General features: G+C 74.4%; 21 protein-coding genes. 12 read left to right on the top strand and 9 right to left on the bottom strand.

Going from position 1 to position 18,023, the window contains the following annotated elements; translation table 11 throughout:
* Positions 1 to 55: 55 nt before the first annotated feature.
* Positions 56 to 181 (bottom strand): hypothetical protein, encoded by a 126-nt coding sequence (locus FHX75_RS31955; RefSeq protein ID WP_255541416.1) that lies wholly within the window; start codon positions 179 to 181, stop codon positions 56 to 58.
* A gap of 221 nt (positions 182 to 402) precedes the next feature.
* Between FHX75_RS31955 and FHX75_RS09815 the strand changes: the two genes are divergently transcribed.
* On the top strand, positions 403 to 1,887 hold the full coding sequence (locus tag FHX75_RS09815) for a glycoside hydrolase family 3 protein (RefSeq protein ID WP_154938262.1): 1,485 nt from the start codon (positions 403 to 405) through the stop codon (positions 1,885 to 1,887).
* A 59-nt stretch (positions 1,888 to 1,946) separates the two neighbouring features.
* Here the strand turns inward: FHX75_RS09815 and FHX75_RS09810 are convergent, their stop codons facing one another.
* On the bottom strand, positions 1,947 to 2,234 hold the full coding sequence (locus FHX75_RS09810; RefSeq protein ID WP_154938260.1) for a GNAT family N-acetyltransferase: 288 nt from the start codon (positions 2,232 to 2,234) through the stop codon (positions 1,947 to 1,949).
* A complete protein-coding gene (locus FHX75_RS09805; protein WP_154938258.1) occupies positions 2,231 to 3,457 on the bottom strand; it encodes a cysteine desulfurase-like protein in 1,227 nt (408 codons plus the stop codon). The genes FHX75_RS09810 and FHX75_RS09805 overlap by 4 nt, the downstream gene beginning before the upstream one ends.
* Positions 3,458 to 3,540: 83 nt before the next feature.
* On the opposite strand from FHX75_RS09805, the gene FHX75_RS09800 reads away from it, so the two are divergent.
* From FHX75_RS09800 to FHX75_RS09770, 7 genes are all read left to right on the top strand, one after another.
* Positions 3,541 to 3,906 carry a hypothetical protein gene (locus FHX75_RS09800; RefSeq protein WP_154938256.1) on the top strand — a complete coding sequence of 122 codons (366 nt, stop codon included), beginning with the start codon at positions 3,541 to 3,543 and terminating at the stop codon, positions 3,904 to 3,906.
* A 60-nt stretch (positions 3,907 to 3,966) separates the two neighbouring features.
* A complete protein-coding gene (locus tag FHX75_RS09795; RefSeq protein ID WP_154938254.1) occupies positions 3,967 to 4,788 on the top strand; it encodes a DUF1206 domain-containing protein in 822 nt (273 codons plus the stop codon).
* A 68-nt stretch (positions 4,789 to 4,856) separates the two neighbouring features.
* Entirely contained in the window at positions 4,857 to 6,053 is a 1,197-nt protein-coding gene (locus FHX75_RS09790) for a mechanosensitive ion channel family protein (RefSeq protein WP_154938252.1), read from the top strand.
* 184 nt (positions 6,054 to 6,237) lie between these two features.
* Positions 6,238 to 6,672: a phage holin family protein gene (locus tag FHX75_RS09785; RefSeq protein ID WP_154938250.1), complete on the top strand. Its 435-nt coding sequence runs from the start codon at positions 6,238 to 6,240 to the stop codon at positions 6,670 to 6,672.
* The gene (locus FHX75_RS09780) at positions 6,669 to 7,010 is read left to right on the top strand and encodes a DUF3618 domain-containing protein (RefSeq protein ID WP_154938248.1); all 342 of its coding nucleotides are present in this window, start codon (positions 6,669 to 6,671) and stop codon (positions 7,008 to 7,010) included. The genes FHX75_RS09785 and FHX75_RS09780 overlap by 4 nt, the downstream gene beginning before the upstream one ends.
* A complete protein-coding gene (locus tag FHX75_RS09775; protein ID WP_154938246.1) occupies positions 7,007 to 7,279 on the top strand; it encodes a DUF4235 domain-containing protein in 273 nt (90 codons plus the stop codon). The genes FHX75_RS09780 and FHX75_RS09775 overlap by 4 nt, the downstream gene beginning before the upstream one ends.
* 286 nt (positions 7,280 to 7,565) lie before the next feature.
* Positions 7,566 to 7,769 carry a cold-shock protein gene (locus tag FHX75_RS09770; protein ID WP_007075740.1) on the top strand — a complete coding sequence of 68 codons (204 nt, stop codon included), beginning with the start codon at positions 7,566 to 7,568 and terminating at the stop codon, positions 7,767 to 7,769.
* Positions 7,770 to 7,907: 138 nt separating this feature from the next.
* Here the strand turns inward: FHX75_RS09770 and FHX75_RS09765 are convergent, their stop codons facing one another.
* Together FHX75_RS09765 and FHX75_RS09760 are read right to left on the bottom strand one after the other, a co-directional pair.
* Positions 7,908 to 8,102, bottom strand: coding sequence for a hypothetical protein (locus tag FHX75_RS09765; RefSeq protein ID WP_154938244.1), 195 nt, complete (start codon positions 8,100 to 8,102; stop codon positions 7,908 to 7,910).
* Positions 8,103 to 8,190: 88 nt separating this feature from the next.
* Positions 8,191 to 9,174: an aldo/keto reductase gene (locus FHX75_RS09760; RefSeq protein ID WP_154938242.1), complete on the bottom strand. Its 984-nt coding sequence runs from the start codon at positions 9,172 to 9,174 to the stop codon at positions 8,191 to 8,193.
* Positions 9,175 to 9,259: 85 nt separating this feature from the next.
* On the opposite strand from FHX75_RS09760, the gene FHX75_RS09755 reads away from it, so the two are divergent.
* Both FHX75_RS09755 and FHX75_RS09750 read left to right on the top strand, forming a co-directional pair.
* A complete protein-coding gene (locus FHX75_RS09755; RefSeq protein ID WP_154938240.1) occupies positions 9,260 to 10,054 on the top strand; it encodes a trans-aconitate 2-methyltransferase in 795 nt (264 codons plus the stop codon).
* The gene (locus tag FHX75_RS09750) at positions 10,051 to 11,076 is read left to right on the top strand and encodes an adenosine deaminase (protein ID WP_154938238.1); all 1,026 of its coding nucleotides are present in this window, start codon (positions 10,051 to 10,053) and stop codon (positions 11,074 to 11,076) included. Before FHX75_RS09755 ends, FHX75_RS09750 begins: the two co-directional genes overlap by 4 nt.
* A 70-nt stretch (positions 11,077 to 11,146) precedes the next feature.
* On the opposite strand, the gene FHX75_RS09745 is transcribed toward FHX75_RS09750, so the two are convergent.
* From FHX75_RS09745 to FHX75_RS09735, 3 genes are all read right to left on the bottom strand, one after another.
* Positions 11,147 to 11,341, bottom strand: coding sequence for a hypothetical protein (locus FHX75_RS09745; protein WP_154938236.1), 195 nt, complete (start codon positions 11,339 to 11,341; stop codon positions 11,147 to 11,149).
* A 283-nt stretch (positions 11,342 to 11,624) separates the two neighbouring features.
* Positions 11,625 to 13,028, bottom strand: coding sequence for a HAMP domain-containing sensor histidine kinase (locus tag FHX75_RS09740; RefSeq protein WP_154938234.1), 1,404 nt, complete (start codon positions 13,026 to 13,028; stop codon positions 11,625 to 11,627).
* A 29-nt stretch (positions 13,029 to 13,057) separates the two neighbouring features.
* On the bottom strand, positions 13,058 to 13,747 hold the full coding sequence (locus tag FHX75_RS09735) for a response regulator transcription factor (protein WP_088962822.1): 690 nt from the start codon (positions 13,745 to 13,747) through the stop codon (positions 13,058 to 13,060).
* A 73-nt stretch (positions 13,748 to 13,820) separates the two neighbouring features.
* Between FHX75_RS09735 and FHX75_RS09730 the strand changes: the two genes are divergently transcribed.
* Positions 13,821 to 14,738, top strand: coding sequence for an ADP-ribosylglycohydrolase family protein (locus FHX75_RS09730; protein WP_154938232.1), 918 nt, complete (start codon positions 13,821 to 13,823; stop codon positions 14,736 to 14,738).
* Between the two features lie 2 nt (positions 14,739 to 14,740).
* Here FHX75_RS09730 and FHX75_RS09725 read toward each other — a convergent pair whose 3' ends face one another.
* A complete protein-coding gene (locus tag FHX75_RS09725) occupies positions 14,741 to 15,601 on the bottom strand; it encodes a DUF1775 domain-containing protein (RefSeq protein WP_246157816.1) in 861 nt (286 codons plus the stop codon).
* A gap of 210 nt (positions 15,602 to 15,811) precedes the next feature.
* Between FHX75_RS09725 and thrS the strand changes: the two genes are divergently transcribed.
* Complete coding sequence (thrS, locus tag FHX75_RS09720; protein WP_154938231.1) at positions 15,812 to 17,818, top strand: threonine--tRNA ligase; 2,007 nt, start codon at positions 15,812 to 15,814, stop codon at positions 17,816 to 17,818.
* Positions 17,819 to 18,023: the final 205 nt, after the last annotated feature.

Raw genomic sequence — 18,023 nt, 5'->3', positions numbered from 1 at the left:
GCGCCGGTCGCGCCTTGCTGACCAGGGATGCCCTACCCCGGACCCGGGGGATCAGTCAGCGGCGGCCGAACATGGCCCGGATGGCGGCGAGCAGCAGCAGGCCGCCGACCACCACGCCGAGCAGGCGCACGCCGGGGACGTCGGCCGGCGAGGTGGCGTCGGCGAGCGGCAACAGATCCATTCCCGCACTGTCGCACGCCGCTCCAGAGGGCGCCAGACGGTAACAGTAAGGTTTATTGACTATTTCCTGGCCCGGTGTGACCATGGCAGCACCGCGACGGCGAGAGGCCGTCGGACGACCACACGGGGGTACGGGGGCCGCATGAGCGAGCGGAGCGAGCGAATCATCGGGCACAGCGCATCGGAGCCGCAGGACGCCGCCGGCCGACGGGCGACGGCGTCATGAGCGAGCGCAACCTGGCGGGCCTGGCGGCCGCCGTCCTGCAGCCCGGTTTCGTCGGCACCACCCCGCCCGACTGGGTCTGCCGCTGGCTCGGCGAGGGGCTCGGCTCGGTGGTCCTGTTCGCCCGCAACGTCGTCGACCCCGGCCAGCTCGCCGCGCTCACCGCGACCCTGCGCGCCGAACGCCCGGACGTGCTGGTGGCCATCGACGAGGAGGCCGGCGACGTCACCCGGATCGAGTCGGCGCTGGGCAGCTCCCGCCCGGGCAACTTCGCCCTCGGCGCGGTCGACGACCCGGCGCTGACCGAGGAGGTGGCCCGGGACCTCGGCGTCGACCTCGCCGCGCTCGGCGTCACCCTCAACTACGCCCCGGACGCCGACGTCAACAACAACCCGGCCAACCCGGTGATCGGCGTCCGGTCCTTCGGCGCCGACCCCGAGCTGGTCGCCCGGCACACCGCCGCCTGGGTACGCGGCCTGCAGTCCGCCGGCGTCGCCGCCTGCGCCAAGCACTTCCCCGGCCACGGCGACACCCGGGTCGACTCGCACCACGACCTGCCCCGCATCAACGCCAGCCGGGCCCGCCTCGACGCCGGTGAGCTGGTGCCGTTCCGGGCCGCCGTGGCGGCCGGGGTGCAGGCCGTGATGACCGGGCACCTGCTCGTGCCGGCCCTCGACGAGGAACTGCCCGCCACCCTCAGCCCCCGCATCCTCGGCGACCTGCTCCGCGAGGAGCTGGGCTTCTCCGGCGTGGTGATCACCGACGCGGTGGAGATGCGGGCGGTCACCGACCGGTACGGCTTCGCCGGCGCCGCCGTGCGCGCCCTCGCCGCCGGGGCCGACGCGGTCTGCGTCGGCGGGGAACGGGCCGACGAGGACGCCGCCCGCCATCTGCGCGACGCCATCGTCGCCGCCGTCATGGCCGGGGAACTGCCCGAGGAACGGCTCGCCGAGGCGGCCAAGCGGGTCGGTCAGCTCGCCGCCTGGACGGTGGCCGCCCGCGCCGACCGGCCGGCGGCGGCCGTGCCGGCCCACGACGGTTCGCCGGTCGGCCTGGCCGCCGCGCGCCGGGCGTTGCGGGTCAGCGGCGCCAGCGCCGCCCTGCCGCTGGTCGCCCCCGCCCACGTGGTGGAGTTCGCCCCGCCGCGCAACATCGCCATCGGCCCGGAGACCCCCTGGGGCATCGCCGCCCCGCTGGCCGCGCTGCGGCCCGGCACCACCACCGCCCGGTTCGCCGAGTTGGAGGTGCCGGCGGACCCGACGGCCGAGGCCGGCGGCCGGCCGGTCGTGCTGGTCGTCCGCGACCTGCACCGGCACGACTGGATGCGGTCTGCCGTCGAGCGGGCCCTCGCCGCCCGGCCGGACGCGGTCGTGGTCGAGCTGGGCGTGCCCGAACTGGTCGTCGGCCGGGTGCACGTGGCGACCCACGGCGCCACCCGGGCCGGCGCGCTGGCCGCCGCGGAACTGCTCGCCGGCCCCCGCTGACCACTCCGCCCCGCCGCACCGCGCGACGACCGTCGTCCGGTGCGGCGGGACGGTGCCGGTCAGGCCGGCTCGAAGACCAGGTCGGCGTACTCGGGGTGCCGCTCGATGTACGCCCGCATGAACGGGCACTGCGGCACCAACCGGCCGCCCTGCTCGCGCACCTGGTCGAGGGTGGCCCGGACCAGCGCGGCGCCGACCCCCATGTCCTGGAACTCCGGGCGCACCTCGGTGTGGGTGAAGATCCGCACCTCGCCGCGCGGCAGGTACGCCGTGAAGCCGGCCAGCGCGTCGTCGACCAGGATCTCGAAGCGGTGCTTGGCGGGGTTCTCCTCGACCAGGAAGCTCACCGGCCCATTGTCTCCCGCCGCCGGGCCAGGGTGTGCAGTTCGCTGAGCAACCGGTCCACCTCGTCGGCGGTGTTGTAGTGGTAGACGCTGGCCCGGACCGCGCCGCCGGTCTCCCGAAGCCCCATCGCCCGGAAGTACTCGTAGGCGTAGTAGTCGCCGGAGGAGAGGCAGAGCCGCGCCTCGCCCAGCGCCGCCGCCAACCCGGCCGGCGACCAGCCGGCGAGCCGGAACGACACCGTCGGGCAGCGCCGCGCCGCGGACCCGTACACGGTCACCGCGGGGTTGTCGGCCAGCCCGGCCAGCAGCCGGTCGAAGAGCGACTCCTCGTACGCCTGGGCGGCGGCCAGCCCGGCCCGGACCCGCTCCCGTCGGTCGCCGGTGGCGGTCGGGTCCAGCCCGGCCAGGTGGTCCACCGCGGCGGCCACCCCGGCCAGCAGCGGGAAGCTCGGGGTGCCGGCCTCGAACCGGTCGGGCACCGCGTCGGAGGAGGGGATCAGCTTGGCCGGGCGCAGCGACTCCCAGCGGGCCGGGTCGGCCACCATCGCGGCCAGGTGCGGGCCGGACCACTTGTAGGCGCTGGTGACCAGGAAGTCCGCGCCGGTCGAGGCGAGATCGGTCGGGCCGTGCGGCACCGAGTGCACCCCGTCGACGCAGACCAGCGCCCCGGCCGCGTGCGCGGTCTTGGCAATGGCCGCCACGTCCGGCATCGTGCCGACGGCATTGCTGCCGGCGGTCACCGCGACCAGCCGGGTCCGCTCGCCGACCAGCTCGGCGTACTGGCCGGCGGGCAGCTCACCGGTGGCCGGGTCGAACTCCGCCCAGCGCACGGTCGCGCCGGCCGCCAGGGCCGCCTGCACCCAGGGCCGCACGTTCGCGTCGTGGTCGAGCCGGGAGACCACCACCTCGTCGCCGGGGCGCCAGGTCTCGCCCAGGGTCCGGGCCAGCGTGTACGTCAGCGCGGTCGCGCTCGGCCCGAGCACCACCCCGCGCGGCGCCGCGCCGAGCAGGTCGGCCACCGCGGCGCGGGCGGCGTCGACCAGCTCCAGCGACCGGCGGCCGGGCGCGAAGGCGGGGGTGCGGTTGCCGAGCGCGGTGCCCATCGCCCCGCTGACCGCGTCGATCACCGACTGCGGGGTCTGGGTGCCGCCGGCACCGTCGAAGTGGGCGAAACCCTCGGTCAGGGCGGGGTAGGCGGCCCGGGTCCGGGCGATGTCGAACGGCATGACCGGACCCTAACGCGCGGCCCCGGGCGCCTGATGATCACGCGGCGGTGCCGGTGTCGTCGGCGTCTCGTACCCTTGGTCGCGTGACGACGCGATCCGCTACCTCCCCGCGCACCCCCACCCGCCGCGTTGCCGGCCTGCTCGCCGGCCTGGCCCTCGGCGTGGCCGTACTGGCCGGCTGCAGCTCCGAGGGAGCAGACACCGACTGCGGCCTGGACGCCTGCACGGTCACCTTCGACCGGGGCGTCGACGCCAAGGCGAACATCCTCGGCGTCGAGGCGAAGCTGATCGGGGCCCAGGGCGACCAGGTCACCGTCGAGGTCGCCGGCGAGCAGCTCTCCCTCACCGTCGGCCAGCAGGCCACCGAGGTGGGCGGCTTCGCGGTCACCCTGGACAGCGTCACCGACCAGCAGGTCAAGATCCGCGTGGCGCGCAACACCAGCAGCTGACGGGTATCGGGCGGCGCCGCGTCACGTTTGGGGATCTTCGCATCCGGAGATTGTGGCGCCATGTCTCTCACCCGGAACGCCGAAGCCACCGCCGCCCGCACCGCGGACAGCCGCTGGCTGGAACTCCTCGCCCGGGCCGGTTTCATCGGCTACGGGGTCGTGCACCTGCTGTTCGCCTGGCTCGCCCTGCAGATCGCCTTCGGCAAGCCCGGTGAGAACGGCGACCAGTCCGGTGCGCTGCGGACCATCGCCGCCCAGCCCCTGGGCAAGACGCTGGTCGCCCTGATCGCGATCGGCTTGCTGGCCATGGCCATCTGGCAGGGCCTGGAAGCGGTCGTCGGGCACCGCGCCGAGCAGGGCAAGGAGCGCGTCTGGGAGCGGCTCGCCTCCGTCGGCCGGACGATCGTCTACCTCTACTTCGCCTGGACCGCCTTCAAGGTCTTCAAGGATGCCGGCTCCAACAGCGCCGACCAGCAGGAGGCGCTCACCGGCAAGCTGATGACCTCCGGCGGCGGCCGGCTGGTGGTCGGCCTGGCCGGGCTGGTGCTCGCCGCGATCGGCGTCGGTCTGGTGATCTACGGCCTGGTCAAGCGCTTCGAGAAGCACCTCAAGACCGGCGAGATGAGCCCGAAGGCCCGCACCCTGGCCCGCCGGCTCGGCATCGCCGGGTACGTCGCCAAGGGCGTCGCGTACGGCATCGCCGGCGTGCTGATCGTCGTCGCCGCGGTGAAGTACGACCCGGAGAAGGCCCGCGGCCTGGACGCCGCGCTGCACACCCTGCGCGACCAGTCCTACGGCCAGGCGCTGCTGGTGCTGGTCGCCCTCGGCATCGCCGCCTTCGGCACGTTCTGCTTCCTCCAGTCCCGGTACCGCAAGGTCTGAGCTGGTCGATTCCGGAACCACCGGGCACCATAGGGCTTTTGCCCGAAGTCCGGCCGGAGGGAGAGAGCGTGCAGGACTACCTGGAGACGATCGCCGCCGCGGCTGCCGCGGCGGCGATCGCCCTGTTGCTGGTCGAGGTGGTGCACCGGGTGATCCGGCGGTTCGGCCGGGGCTCGCTGCTGATGACCGAGCTCACCGAGCACGCGCACCGCCCGTTCCAGGTGGCCGGCACCGTCCTCGCCGTCCAGTTCGCGGTCCGGTTCACCACCGGGTACGCCGTCGGCACGCCCTGGCGGCAGGTGGTGCTGCACGCCCTGGTGCTGGCCGTGGTCGCCGCCGTGGCCTGGCTGGTCGCCGCGCTGCTGGTTGCGATCGAGGACACCGCCCTGGCCCGGTTCCGGGTGGACGTGCCGAACAACCGCCACGCCCGCCGGGTCCGTACCCAGGTGGTGCTGCTGCGCCGGCTGACCATCGCGGTGATCGTGGTGCTGACGGTCGGCGTGATGCTGATGACCTTCCCCGCCGTACGCGGCATCGGCGCCGGGGTGCTCACCTCCGCCGGTGTGGTGGGTGTGGTCGCCGCGCTGGCCGCCCAGAGCCTGCTCGGCAACGTCATCGCCGGCCTCCAGCTCGCCTTCAGCGACGCGGTACGCCTCGACGACGTGGTCGTGGTCGAGGGGGAGTGGGGCCGGATCGAGGAGCTGACCCTGAGCTACGTGGTGGTGCAGATCTGGGACGACCGCCGGCTGATCCTGCCCACCTCGTACTTCACCAGCAAGCCGTTCCAGAACTGGACCCGCACCGAGGCCGCCGTCCTCGGCACCGCCGAGTTCGAGGTGGACTGGGCGGTCCCGGTGCAGGCGATGCGCGAGGAACTGCGCCGCCTGGTGGAGAGCACCGAGCTGTGGGACGGTCGGGTCTGCGTGCTCCAGGTGACCGACGCGACCGGCGGCACGATCACCGTCCGGGCGCTGGTCAGCGCCGCCGACGCGGGCAGCCTCTGGGATCTGCGCTGCCTGGTCCGCGAGCACCTGGTCGGCTGGATCCGGGACCACCGCCCCACCGCCCTGCCCCGGACCCGCACCGAGATCGGCGACGCCTCCGGCGCCCTGCCCTGGCAGTGGGCGCAGCCCCGCCGGCCGGTGCGCCGGCTCCAGGAGCCGGAGGTGCCCGACGACGCCCGCGTCTTCGGCGGCAGCCACGACGGCGACGCCCGCAGCGAGGCCTTCGTCGGCCCCGACGAGCACGCCGACTCCCGCCGCTGACCACCCTCCCACCGCACCCGCCGACCGGCCCGCGCGCCGTCGGCGGGTGCTTCGTCGTACCGGCTTCCGCGTTTCGCCGGACGTTGCGGGTCCACCTGCGGTCAGATGTGGTTGGTCACTGCGCGCAGGATTGACGGGCGGCGACTCCGGGCATACAGCGCGGTGATGATGAAAGGAGGACAGCATGGCTGACGTCGCGAACCAACAGACGTCCCGGACCGGGAGCGAGCCGTCCACCGCCGAACTGGTGCAGCGGGCCACCGAGCAGGTCTCCCGCCTCGTACGGGACGAGTTGGCGCTGGCCCGGGCGGAGTTGACCCGGAAGGGCAAGCACGCCGGGATCGGAATCGGTCTCTTCGGCGGGGGTGGGGCGCTGGCCTTCTACGGGCTGGGCGCGCTGGTCGTCACCGCGGTGCTGCTGCTGGACCTGGTCATGCCGGCGTGGCTGGCCGCCCTGATCGTGGCGGTGGTGCTCTTCCTGGTCGCCGGGGTGCTCGCCCTGGTGGGCAAGAAGCAGGTCAGCCAGGCGGTCCCCCCGGTGCCGGCGTCGACGGTGCAGAGCGTCCGGGCGGACGTGGACGTCGTCACCGCCGCGGTGAAGGACAGGGGACGGGCATGACGGGCAACGGGACCGGCGACGCCGAGGCGCTCCGCGAGGAGATCCGGCGTACCCGGGTGGAGCTGGGCGAGACGATGGAGTTGTTGGCCGCCAGGGCCGACGTGAAGGCCCGGCTGCGGGAGTCCGCCGGCCAGGCGAAGGAGCGGATGCGCCAGCAGGCCGCGCAGACCGTCGCCCGGGTGCGCGGGCAGGCGGCGCAGAAGGCGGACGTGGCGCGGGCACAGGCGTCGGAGAAGGGTGCGGCGGTCCGGCGCAACCCGACGCCGTGGGCGACGGTGGCGGCCGGCGCCGTGGCGGCGGTGGTCGTGCTGCTGATCGTCCGGGGGAGGCGCAGATGAGCAGGGGCATCGGCAGGGCCGCGTACAAGCCCGTCGGGGTGATGCTCGGGCTGGCCGCCGGTACGGTCGCCGGGGCGATCTTCCGGCAGGTCTGGACGATGACGGCCGGCGACGGCGAGGCCCCGAGCGCGACCGACGAGGACCGCGGCTGGGGCGAGATCCTGGCCGCGGCGGCGTTGCAGGGCGCCATCTTCGCGGTGGTCCGGGCGGCGGTGGACCGCGGCGGCGCCGTCGGCGTACGACGGCTGACCGGCCGCTGGCCGGACTGAATCAAGCGGGTCGAAGGCCCCCCACCGCATCGACGGGTGGGGGGCCTTTCGCACGGCCGGGGGCACCCGCCCAGCGATCTTCGGCATCCGTCAGGTCACATGTCGGAGAATTTCGTCCGGTAGGCTGTGCAGAGTTTTTGCGTACGTGGTTAAGCTGGCCCGGCTGTTGGAGATGGCGTGGGTTGAGAGAAGTCTCCTTCGTGGGGGCCGCCTCAGGCGCCGCTGCTCGAAAACGGCCAATCGGCCGCACGGCGTGCTCGGCCGCCAGTTTTAGAAGGAGATACACATGGCGCAGGGAACCGTGAAGTGGTTCAACGCTGACAAGGGCTTCGGCTTCATCACCGTCGACGGCGGGGGTGCTGACGTGTTCGTCCACTTCTCGGCCATCCAGACCAGCGGCTACCGCACGCTGGAGGAGAACCAGCGGGTGGAGTTCGAGATCGCCCAGGGTCAGAAGGGTCCGCAGGCCGAGCAGGTCCGCCCCATCTGAGTAGTGCCGGTCGGCAGCCGCCGGCCCGGGTGATCCGGCCCCCCGGATCGACGAGAAGCCCCGTGTCCTGCAGGGACGCGGGGCTTTCCGCGTGTCCGGGCCCGGTGCGGGCCCACGCCCGCCCGTCACCCGGGTGGGTCAGGTGCGGCGGCGGGCCTTCAGGCCCCGCCAGAGCACCAGAAGTCCGATCAGGATCACCACCGGGCCGAGCACCGCCCAGATCCGCTGGTCGGTCATCACGCTGCCGCCGACGTACCCGAGGCCCTGCACCGTCCACACGGCTCCGACCACCACGGCCAGCAGCCCGAGGGTGAGCGTCAGCCAGCCCCTCATCGGTTCCTCCTCACCCGCGCCGGTGGTCCCGGCCTCCGGTCAGCATGCGGCCCGTCCGGCCGGCACGCGAGCACCGCCCCGGCGCGGCTCACCACCGGTCGTGCACCCGGGCACGGACCAGCTCGTCGTAGACCGTCCGGACCGTGTCCCGCTCGGCGGCGGTCAGCGGCGGCAGGTCGGCCGCGGCGGCGTTGCCCCGCGCCTGCGCGGCGTCGCGCGCGCCGGGGATCACCACGGTGACGCCCGGCTGGTCGATGATCCAGCGCAGGGCGAACTGGGCCATCGTGCGGTCCGCGCCGACCAGCGGGGCGAGCCGCCGTACGACCGCCAGGCCGAGGTCGTAGTCGACGCCGGAGAAGGTCTCGCCGACGTCGAAGCTCTCCCCGCGCCGGTTGTAGGTGCGGTGGTCGTCGGCGGCGAAGGTGGTGCGCTCGTCGTACCGGCCGGAGAGCAGGCCACTGGCCAGCGGCACCCGGGCGATGATGCCCACCCCGGCCGCGGCGGCGGCCGGCAGCACCCGCTCCAGGGGCTTGAGCCGGACCGCGTTGAGGATGATCTGCACGCTGGCGACGCCGGGCCGGGCGATGGCGGTGAGCGCCTGGTCGCAGGTCTCCACGCTGACCCCGTACCCGGCGACGCGCTTCTCGGCGACCAGCGTGTCGAGGGCGTCGAAGACCCGGTCGTCGGCGAAGACGGCGGTGGGCGGGCAGTGCAGCTGGACCAGGTCCAGGGTGTCCGTGCCGAGGTTGGCCCGGGACCGGTCGGTCCAGGCCCGGAAGTTGTCCAGGGTGTAGGCCTCGGGCGTCTGCTCCACCCGGCGGCCCATCTTGGTGGCCACGGTCAGGCCGTGCCCGGGCCGCTCCCGCAGGAACCGCCCGATGAGCTGCTCGCTGCGCCCGTCGCCGTAGACGTCGGCGGTGTCCAGGAAGGTCACTCCGGCGTCCACGGCGCCGGCGAGCACGGCCAGGGCGTCGCTCTCGCTGACCCGGCCCCAGTCGGCGCCGAGCTGCCAGGCGCCGAGGCCGACCACACCCACCTGCCGGCCGAGCCGGTCGAAGCTGCGCTGTTCCATCGGACCGAGCCTAGTGATCGCCTTGCCGGACCGCAGCGCGGGCCGTAGGGTCATAGCAAGACGTACGTACGGTTTGGAGGCGGCAATGTGGGATCCGACGACCTACCTGCGCTACGGCGACGAACGGTCCCGCCCGTTCCACGACCTCGTCGCCCGCGTCCCGGCCGACCGGCCGCGCGCCGTGGTCGACCTCGGTTGCGGGCCCGGCACCCTGACCGCCAGCCTCGCCGCCCGCTGGCCGGCCGCCGCGATCCGCGGCCTCGACTCGTCCCCGGAGATGATCGACCGGGCCGCCGCCCTGGCCGCCCCGGTCGAGTTCAGCGTCGGTGACGTCCGGGACTGGCGGCCGGCACCCGACGTCGACGTGGTCGTCTGCAACGCCGTGCTCCAGTGGGTGCCGGAGCACCGGGAACTGCTCGCCCGCTGGGCCCGCGAGCTGCCCGCCGGCGCCTGGCTGGCGTTCCAGGTCCCCGGCAACTTCGACGCCCCCTCGCACCGGGCGCTGCGCGAGGTCGCCCGCCGGGACCGCTGGGCCGCCACGCTGGCGCCGCTGCTGCGCGAGACCCCGGTCGACGACGCCGTCGGGTACGCCGCGTCGTTGGCCGCCGCCGGCTGCGCGGTCGACGCCTGGGAGACTGTCTACGTGCACCTGCTGCCGGCCGACCCCGCCGCCGACCACCCGGTGCTGGCCTGGATGGAGGGGACCGCGCTGCGACCGGTCCGGGCGGCGCTAAACGCCGCCGGCTGGGCGGACTTCCGGGCCGAGCTGGGGGTACGCCTCGCCGAGGCGTACCCGGTGCGGCAGGGCCAGGTGTACTTCCCGTTCCGCCGGATCTTCACCGTCGCCCGTACCGTCGCCCGCGCAGAGGAGAAGCTGTGACCGACCTGCCCACCTTCATCGCCGGACTGCCCAAGGTGGAGCTGCACGTGCACCACGTCGGCTCCGCCTCGCCCCGCATCGTCGCCGAGCTGGCCGCCCGGCACGAGGGGCGCAGCCCGGTCCCGGCGGACCCGGCCGCGCTCGCCGACTACTTCGCGTTCCGCGACTTCGCCCACTTCATCGAGGTGTACCTCAGCGTCGTCGACCTGATCCGCGACCCGGAGGACGTCTGGATCCTCACCCACGAGGTGGCCCGCGAGCTGGCCCGCCAGCAGGTCCGGTACGCCGAGCTGACCATCACCCCGTACTCGCACGTGCGCCGGGGCATCCCCGCCCCGGCGTTCTGCGAGGCGATCGAGGACGCCCGCAAGCGGGCCGAGGCCGACTTCGGCATCGCCCTGCGCTGGTGCTTCGACATCCCCGGTGAGGCCGGGCTGCCCGCGGCCGAGGAGACCCTGCGGATCGCCCTGGAGGAGCGGCCGGACGGGCTGATCAGCTTCGGCCTCGGCGGCCCCGAGATCGGGGTGCCCCGGCCGCAGTTCAAGCCGTACTTCGACCAGGCCCGGGCGGCCGGGCTGCGCTCGGTGCCGCACGCGGGGGAGACCACCGGCCCGCAGACGGTCTGGGACGCCCTGCGCGACCTGGGCGCCGAGCGGATCGGGCACGGCATCTCCGCCGCCGAGGACCCGGAGCTGCTGGCGTACCTGGCCGAGCACCGGATCGCGTTGGAGGTCTGCCCGACCTCCAACGTCCGTACCCGGGCCGTGGCGCGGCTGGAGGAGCACCCGCTGCGGCGGCTGGTCGACGCCGGCGTGCTGGTCAGCATCAACTCCGACGACCCGCCGATGTTCGGCACCACCCTCAACGACGAGTACGCGGTGGCCGCCGCGCTGCTCGACGTCGGCCCCGAGGGGGTGGCCGCGCTGGCCCGGGACGGGGTGACCGCCTCGTTCCTCGAACCGGGCGAGAAGGCCCGGATCAGCGCCGAGATCGACGCCTGGTTGGCAACCGGGACGCGCTGAGCCCGCGGGGCACGTCGGGCGGCCGGGCCCAGGTCGGCCGGCCGCGCCGGCGGCCGGTCCCGCCGGAGCATCAGGGCGCCGAGGCGGCCAGTTCGAGAGCGGTCGGGGCGGTGAGCGCGACCGGTGCCGCGGCGGTCGGCGTCCGGATCGCGGGTCGGGCGGCGTCGTACGCCAGCACCGGGTCCTGCCAGAGCGCGAGCGTGAGGCCGATACCCGCGCCGACCACGGCGGCCCAGCGCAGCAGCCGGGTGACGGACGGGCTCATCGGGTCACCTCACGACTGTCGGTGAGAGGTGGGGCGCGCGGCGGGAGCGGGTGTGGGGGGACCGTGCCCCCGCCGCGCGCTCGGGCTCCACCGGCCGGCAGTTGTCAGGGGCGACAAGACCGGTGGAGCTGATGGGTTCTCCCTGATCCTGGCAGCATCCGGCCGCACCGGCGCCCGCGTTAACCCGGATCTAAGGAAGACTTGCGCCACCCCACAACCAACGCCCGTCCGCCTCGCCGCCGGGCGTCCCCGGTCGCCGGAACGGCGCTGCCGGTCGTGGTGGTCAGTCGTCGGCGGGACGCTGCCGGGGCCAGCGGCGCTTGCTGGTCTTCTGCTCCCGGGCCTCCCGGGCCATCCGGCCGACCAGCCCGAAGCGGTTGACCTGCCGGGGCGTCGCCTCCGGGTCGGCCAGCAACATCACCACGCTGGCCCCGCCCAGCCGGGCCCGGTCGATGCTCACCGAACCGTTGGCCTGCAAGGCCACCCGCTTGGCGATGTCCAGCCCCAGCCCGGTGGAGCCCTGGTCGCTGGCGCCCCGGCGCAGCGCCCGGTCCGGGTTGGCGATGCCGGGGCCGGCGTCGTCGATCCGGATCGCCACGTAGCCGTCCCGGCGGGAGACCGCCACCTCGAACGCCGTCCCCTGCGGGGTGTAGCGGAACACGTTGCCGATCACCGCGTCCAACGCGGCGGCCAGCTCGGCGCGCGGCACCGGCGCGGGGATGCGCAGCTGGGCGCCGCTGACCCGGTGCGGCCGGTTCTGGTCGCCGGCCAGCGCCGCCCAGAACACCATCCGGTCCCGGACCACCTCGCTGACGTCGCACTCCGCCGGCCCGGCCTCGTGGGCCACCGCCTTGCGGGTGGTCTTGATCAGCACGTCGATCTCGCCCTCGAGGGTGACGATCGCCTGCCGGATGCGCCGGATCGTGCGCCGCCGGTCCAGCTCGGCCGGGGTGAACGAGCCGACGCTGGTGTCGTCGGAGTCCAGCCCCTCGGCGTCCAGCCGCAGCACCGTCAGCGGCGTCCGCAGCCGGTGCGACAGGTCCGCCACCAGCTCCCGTTCGTCGGTGCGCGAGGCGACCAGCCGGTCGGCCATCCGGTTGAACGCGTACCCGGCCTCGGCCAGCTCCCGCGGGCCGCTCGGCTCGACGCGTACGCCCAGGTCGCCGTCGCCGACGGCCAGGGCCGCCTTGACCAGCCCCCGGGTGGAGTCGACCGCGCGGGCCGCGACCCGGTCCACCACGATCACGGCGGCGCCGATCAGGGCCACGGCGACGGCGGTCAGCAGCAGCCAGGTGCCGCCGGAGCCCTCGTCGAGGTCGGCCTCGGGGACGAACACCTCCACCACGGCGACCCGGTCGTCGAGCACCACCGGGTCGAGCCGCAGCACCCCGCCGGAGACGTCGGTGACCACCGACCGTTTCTCCGTGCGGGCCCGTTGCAGGTCCGCCTCGGCGGCCCGGCCGCCCGTCTCGTCCCCGCCCAGCCCGTGCACCACCGGCCGGGTCGCCGGGTCGTCCCCGGTCGCCTCCACGGCCCGCCGCACGGCCGCCGGTTCGGTGCTGACCGCCAACGCTCCGGTGACCAGCGCGCTGCGCCGGGCCGCGTCGGCCAGCGCCTCGTCGCGGACGTCGTCGCGCAGGCTCACCCCGAGCGGGATCAGGAACGCCAGCGCGACCAGCGCGCACATGCCGGCCGTGAGGTAGGCCAGCGCCAGCCTCAGTCCGGGGCCACCAGTCGGAAGCCCACCCCCCGCACGGTGCGCAGGTAGCGCGGCTTCGCCGCGGACTCGCCCATCTTTCGGCGTAGCCAGTACAGGTGAACGTCGATGGTCTGGTCCTCGCCGACCGACGGCTGCCGCCATACCTCCTCCAAGAGCTCCCGCCGGGACACTACCCGGCCGGGTCGTGCGGCGAGATACGCCAGCAGGTCGAATTCCTTGCGGGTCAGCGCCAGCGGCTCCCCGTCGAGCACCGCGCTGCGCTCGCCCACGTCCACCCGCAGGCCGCCCACCGTGTGCACCGCCGGCTGCACCGTCCGGCTGGCCCGGCCGACCCGGCGCAGCACGGTGGTGATCCGGGCGTCCAGGTGCGCGCCGGTGAACGGCTTGACCATGTAGTCGTCCGCGCCGGCCCGCAGCAGCCGGACAACCGACTGCTCGTCGTCGCGGGCGGTGGCGATGATGATCGGTACGTCGGTGATGCCGCGCAGCATCCGCAGCGCGTCCGAGCCGTCCAGGTCGGGCAGGCCGAGGTCGAGCACGACGAGGTCGGGGGTCTCGGCGGCGACCCGGCGCAGCGCGTCCAGCGCCGTGCCGACCGCGTGCACCGCGTGCCCCCGCTCGCTGAGTGAACGCAGCATCGCGCCGCGTACGACGTGGTCGTCTTCGACCAGGAGCACGGTGGCCACGTCAGCACCGTACTGCCCGTGGCAAGTTGATCGCGTTGCGGAGGGCTCGCGCACCGGGCAAGCTGGCACGACGATGACGTTCACCCTGTTTCCCGACACCCGGCTGGCCCTGGCCCGGGACAGTCTCACCGGTCTCTCCGTCGGCGACGCCCTGGGCGGGATGTTCTTCGTGCCGGGGCGGGGCGTGGCGCCCTGGCGCGACGGCCTGCCGGCCGGGCCGTGGCCGTGGAGCGACGACACCGAGATGGCCTGTTCGGTGGTCGGCTGCCTGGCCGACACCGGCACGATCGACCGGGACGCCCTCGCCGCCGCCTTCGCCGCCCGCTACGACCCGGCCCGCCGCTACGGCGCCGGCGCCGTCGAACTCCTCGAACTGATCCGCGCCGGCACGCCCTGGCCGGTGGCCGCCGCGTCGGCGTTCGACGGGCAGGGCTCCTGTGGCAACGGCGCGGCGATGCGGGTCGGGCCGCTGGGCGCCTGGTTCGCCGACTCCACCACCCGGGCGGCGGCGCAGGCCCGCGCCTCCGCCGAGGTCACCCACGCCCACCCGGAGGGGATCGCCGGCGCCGTGGCGGTGGCCGTGGCCGCCGCGCTCGCCGCCCGGGCCCGCCTGGACGGCGGCCGCCCCGACCCGGCCCGGCTGCTCGCGGCGGTCGCCGCCGCGCTGGACCCGGCCGCCGAGGTGCACCGCCGGGTACGCCGCGCCGCCGGGCTGCTCGGCCGGGCCCTGCCGGAGGCCGTCGAGGCGCTCGGCAACGGCTCCCGGGTGACCGCCCAGGACACCGTGGCCTTCACCCTCTGGGTCGCCGCCACCCACCTCGACGACTACCCGGCGGCGATCCGGGCCTGCGTCGAGGCGGGCGGGGACGTCGACACCACCGCCGCGATCGTCGGCGCGATCGTCGCCGCCCACACCGGGGTCGGTACGCCGGGCGGGGTGCCCGACGGCTGGCTGGCGGCGCGGGAGCCGCTGCCGGACTGGGCGCGCTGAACTCAGCGCGACCCCACCGGCTCGCCCTTGGCCCGGTCGGTCAGCGAGCGCTCGCCCTCGGGCTGCTCGTCCGTCGACGGCTCGCCGTCGGGCTGGTCGCCCTCGACGTCGTCCGCCGGCTCGGCCCGGTGCCGTCCCCGGCTCACCGCCCAGCCGACCAGGGCGCCGCCGCCGAGGCCGACCAGCAGCCCGCCGCCGAGCAGCACGTCGTCGCTCGGACCGCCGTCCTCCGCGCCCGGGTCGGCCGCCGCCTCGTCCCCGCCGGCGGCCGGCGCGGCGTCGGGGCCGCCGTGGCCGTGGCCGGTCGCCGCCCGGGGGGCCGCCGGAAGCAGGGCCAGGGTCGGGGCCGGGTGGGCGCCACCGGCCGGGTCGGCCCAGCGCACCACCGTGCCGTCGGAGTACGTCTGCACCAGTTCGAAGCTCATCCGGTCGGTCTGCGGCAGCGGGCCCATCGCCAGGGCGAGCCGGGCGGGGCCGGGCTGCGGCTTCCCGGCGGCCCGGGTCCAGACCACAGCGGCGGTCACCGTGGTCACCGAGGGCGCGTGGATGCCGGCCACCGGGGCGTCCAGGTCGCGGGAGGTGATCAGGGGCGCCCAGCCGTCCACCGACAACGGGTAGACCTCCCCGATCGGCGCGTCCGGGGGCAGCTTGACCTCGATCTTCTCGGTGCGGGCGCCGGGCCGCTCCTCCGGCACCACGAAGGTCAGCTCCACCGCGTCGCCCTGGTTCGCCTGCGTCGGCGTGGTCGTCACGTCCGCCGCCAGCGCCGCGCCCGGCCAGGCCAGCGCCCCGGCGACCGCGGCGGCCAGCACGAGACCCGCCCGCCGGCCGCCGTTGCGGGTGATCGCCATCTGTGCCCCCATCCGTCTCCACGCGGCCGGCTCCGGTTTCCGGCCACACCGGGTAGTTCGGATCGCGGGTCGGAAAGGTTCAATCCGCGCCGGCACGATCTGCGCGGCGGGCGGGACACGCGGGCCCATCCTTTCCCGACGACCGGGCGGAAACGGGCGACCGATAGCATCGCAGGAGCCGGAACCGGCAGCATCCGTACCGTCTGCAGTTGAGGAGTCACCGTGTCCGCACCCCGTACCCCCGTCGTGGCCGACCCCGTCGTCGTCGCCGCCGGGACGACGGCGGCCGACGCGGTGGCCGCGGCCGGGCTGCCCATGGCCGGGCCGAAGGCGATCGTGGTGGTCCGCGACCCGCAGGGCGTGCTGCGCGACCTGAACTGGAAGCCGGCCGAGGAGACCAGCGTCGAGCCGGTCACCCTCGACTCGCCGGACGGGCTCAACGTGCTGCGCCACTCGACGGCGCACGTGCTCGCCCAGGCCGTGCAGGACGTCTTCCCGGAGGCCAAGCTCGGCATCGGCCCGCCCATCGAGAACGGCTTCTACTACGACTTCGCCGTCGACAAGCCGTTCCAGCCGGACGACCTGAGCAAGCTCGAGAAGCGCATGCAGGAGATCATCAAGTCCGGCCAGCGGTTCCGCCGTCGCCGCTTCAACAGCCTGGACGAGGCGAAGGCCGAGCTGGCCGCCGAGCCGTTCAAGCTGGAGCTGATCGACGTCAAGGGGGAGGGGCTGGACTCCTCCGAGGTGATGGAGGTGGGCGGCGGCGAGCTGACCATCTACGACAACCTCGCCGCGAACGAGGACAAGGTCTGCTGGTCCGACCTGTGCCGGGGGCCGCACCTGCCCACCACCCGGCTGATCGGCGCGTTCAAGCTGATGCGCTCGGCCGCCGCGTACTGGCGGGGGTCGGAGAAGAACCCGCAGCTGCAGCGGGTGTACGGCACCGCGTGGCCGACCCGGGACGAGCTGAAGGCGTACCTGAAGCTGCTGGAGGAGGCCGCCCGCCGCGACCACCGCAAGCTCGGCGCGGACCTCGACCTGTTCAGCTTCCCCGACGAGATCGGCTCCGGCCTGGCGGTCTTCCACCCCAAGGGCGGCATCATCCGCCGGGAGATGGAGAACTACTCGCGCCGCCGGCACGAGGCGGCCGGGTACGAGTTCGTCAACACGCCGCACATCACCAAGGCCCACCTGTTCGAGACCTCCGGGCACCTGCCCTACTACGCCGAGACGATGTTCCCGCCCATGCAGCTGGAGGGCGCGGACTACTACCTCAAGGCGATGAACTGCCCGATGCACAACCTGATCTTCCGGGCGCGTGGGCGGTCCTACCGCGAGCTGCCGCTGCGGCTGTTCGAGTTCGGCACGGTCTACCGGTACGAGAAGTCCGGCGTGGTGCACGGCCTGACCCGGGTCCGCGGTCTGACCCAGGACGACTCGCACATCTACTGCACCCGCGAGCAGATGCCCGGCGAGCTGTCCACCCTGCTGTCGTTCGTGCTCGACCTGCTGCGCGACTACGGACTGGACGACTTCTACCTGGAGCTGTCCACCCGCGACGACTCGCCCAAGTTCATCGGGTCGGACGAGGACTGGGCGGAGGCGACCGAGGCGCTGCGCACGGCCGCCGAGTCCTCCGGGCTGGACCTGGTGCCCGACCCGGGCGGCGCGGCCTTCTACGGCCCGAAGATCTCGGTGCAGGCCAAGGACGCCATCGGCCGGACCTGGCAGATGTCCACCATCCAGGTCGACTTCAACCAGCCGGAGCGGTTCGGCCTGGAGTACCAGGCGGCGGACGGCAGCCGGCAGCGGCCGGTGATGATCCACCGGGCCCTCTTCGGCTCGATCGAGCGCTTCTTCGGCGTGCTCACCGAGCACTACGCGGGTGCCTTCCCGGCCTGGCTGGCCCCGGTGCAGGTGGTCGGCATCCCGATCCGTGAGGACCACACCGACTACCTGCACGGCTTCGTCGCGGCGCTGCGCGCCGAGGGGATCCGCGCCCAGGTGGACGCGGGTGACGACCGGATGCAGAAGAAGATCCGCACCGCCCAGCAGCAGAAGATCCCGTTCATGGTGATCGCCGGCGACGACGACGTGGCCGCCGGCACGGTCTCCTTCCGCTACCGGGACGGCTCGCAGCGCAACGGGGTGCCGATGGCCGAGGCGGTCACCCACGTGCTGGACGTCGTGAGCTCCCGCTCCAACTCCGGCCCGTCCGCCCAGAGCTGACCCGCCGGCCCCACCGCAAGATCCACGCACTTTCCGAGAAAGAGTGGCTGTTCCTCGCCGGATGGCCACCCTTTCTCGGAAAGTGCGCGCGAGGGGGGAGCGCGGGCCGGGTTCGGGTGGGGCGGTGGGGACGGGTGGGATCCGGCGCGGTGACCGTAGGATCGGCGTGTGACTGGGGCGGCGCGGCACTCTGACGACGGCACGG

The organism is Micromonospora palomenae (assembly GCF_007829925.1).
Classification (GTDB): Bacteria; Actinomycetota; Actinomycetes; order Mycobacteriales; family Micromonosporaceae; genus Micromonospora; species Micromonospora purpureochromogenes.
Note: the sequence above shows the minus strand (reverse complement) of the source record. Positions and strands in the feature narration are given on the sequence as shown.

Excerpts from the sequence above, each read along its gene's own strand:
- FHX75_RS31955 (WP_255541416.1), bottom strand. The coding sequence starts at position 181 with ATGGATCTGTTGCCGCTCGCCGACGCCACCTCGCCGGCCGACGTCCCC.
- FHX75_RS09815 (WP_154938262.1), top strand. The coding sequence starts at position 403 with ATGAGCGAGCGCAACCTGGCGGGCCTGGCGGCCGCCGTCCTGCAGCCC.
- FHX75_RS09805 (WP_154938258.1), bottom strand. The coding sequence starts at position 3,457 with ATGCCGTTCGACATCGCCCGGACCCGGGCCGCCTACCCCGCCCTGACC.
- FHX75_RS09795 (WP_154938254.1), top strand. The coding sequence starts at position 3,967 with ATGTCTCTCACCCGGAACGCCGAAGCCACCGCCGCCCGCACCGCGGAC.
- FHX75_RS09785 (WP_154938250.1), top strand. The coding sequence starts at position 6,238 with ATGGCTGACGTCGCGAACCAACAGACGTCCCGGACCGGGAGCGAGCCG.
- FHX75_RS09780 (WP_154938248.1), top strand. The coding sequence starts at position 6,669 with ATGACGGGCAACGGGACCGGCGACGCCGAGGCGCTCCGCGAGGAGATC.
- FHX75_RS09775 (WP_154938246.1), top strand. The coding sequence starts at position 7,007 with ATGAGCAGGGGCATCGGCAGGGCCGCGTACAAGCCCGTCGGGGTGATG.
- FHX75_RS09770 (WP_007075740.1), top strand. The coding sequence starts at position 7,566 with ATGGCGCAGGGAACCGTGAAGTGGTTCAACGCTGACAAGGGCTTCGGC.
- FHX75_RS09765 (WP_154938244.1), bottom strand. The coding sequence starts at position 8,102 with ATGAGGGGCTGGCTGACGCTCACCCTCGGGCTGCTGGCCGTGGTGGTC.
- FHX75_RS09760 (WP_154938242.1), bottom strand. The coding sequence starts at position 9,174 with ATGGAACAGCGCAGCTTCGACCGGCTCGGCCGGCAGGTGGGTGTGGTC.
- FHX75_RS09755 (WP_154938240.1), top strand. The coding sequence starts at position 9,260 with ATGTGGGATCCGACGACCTACCTGCGCTACGGCGACGAACGGTCCCGC.
- FHX75_RS09745 (WP_154938236.1), bottom strand. The coding sequence starts at position 11,341 with ATGAGCCCGTCCGTCACCCGGCTGCTGCGCTGGGCCGCCGTGGTCGGC.
- FHX75_RS09740 (WP_154938234.1), bottom strand. The coding sequence starts at position 13,028 with ATGTGCGCGCTGGTCGCGCTGGCGTTCCTGATCCCGCTCGGGGTGAGC.
- FHX75_RS09730 (WP_154938232.1), top strand. The coding sequence starts at position 13,821 with ATGACGTTCACCCTGTTTCCCGACACCCGGCTGGCCCTGGCCCGGGAC.
- FHX75_RS09725 (WP_246157816.1), bottom strand. The coding sequence starts at position 15,601 with ATGGGGGCACAGATGGCGATCACCCGCAACGGCGGCCGGCGGGCGGGT.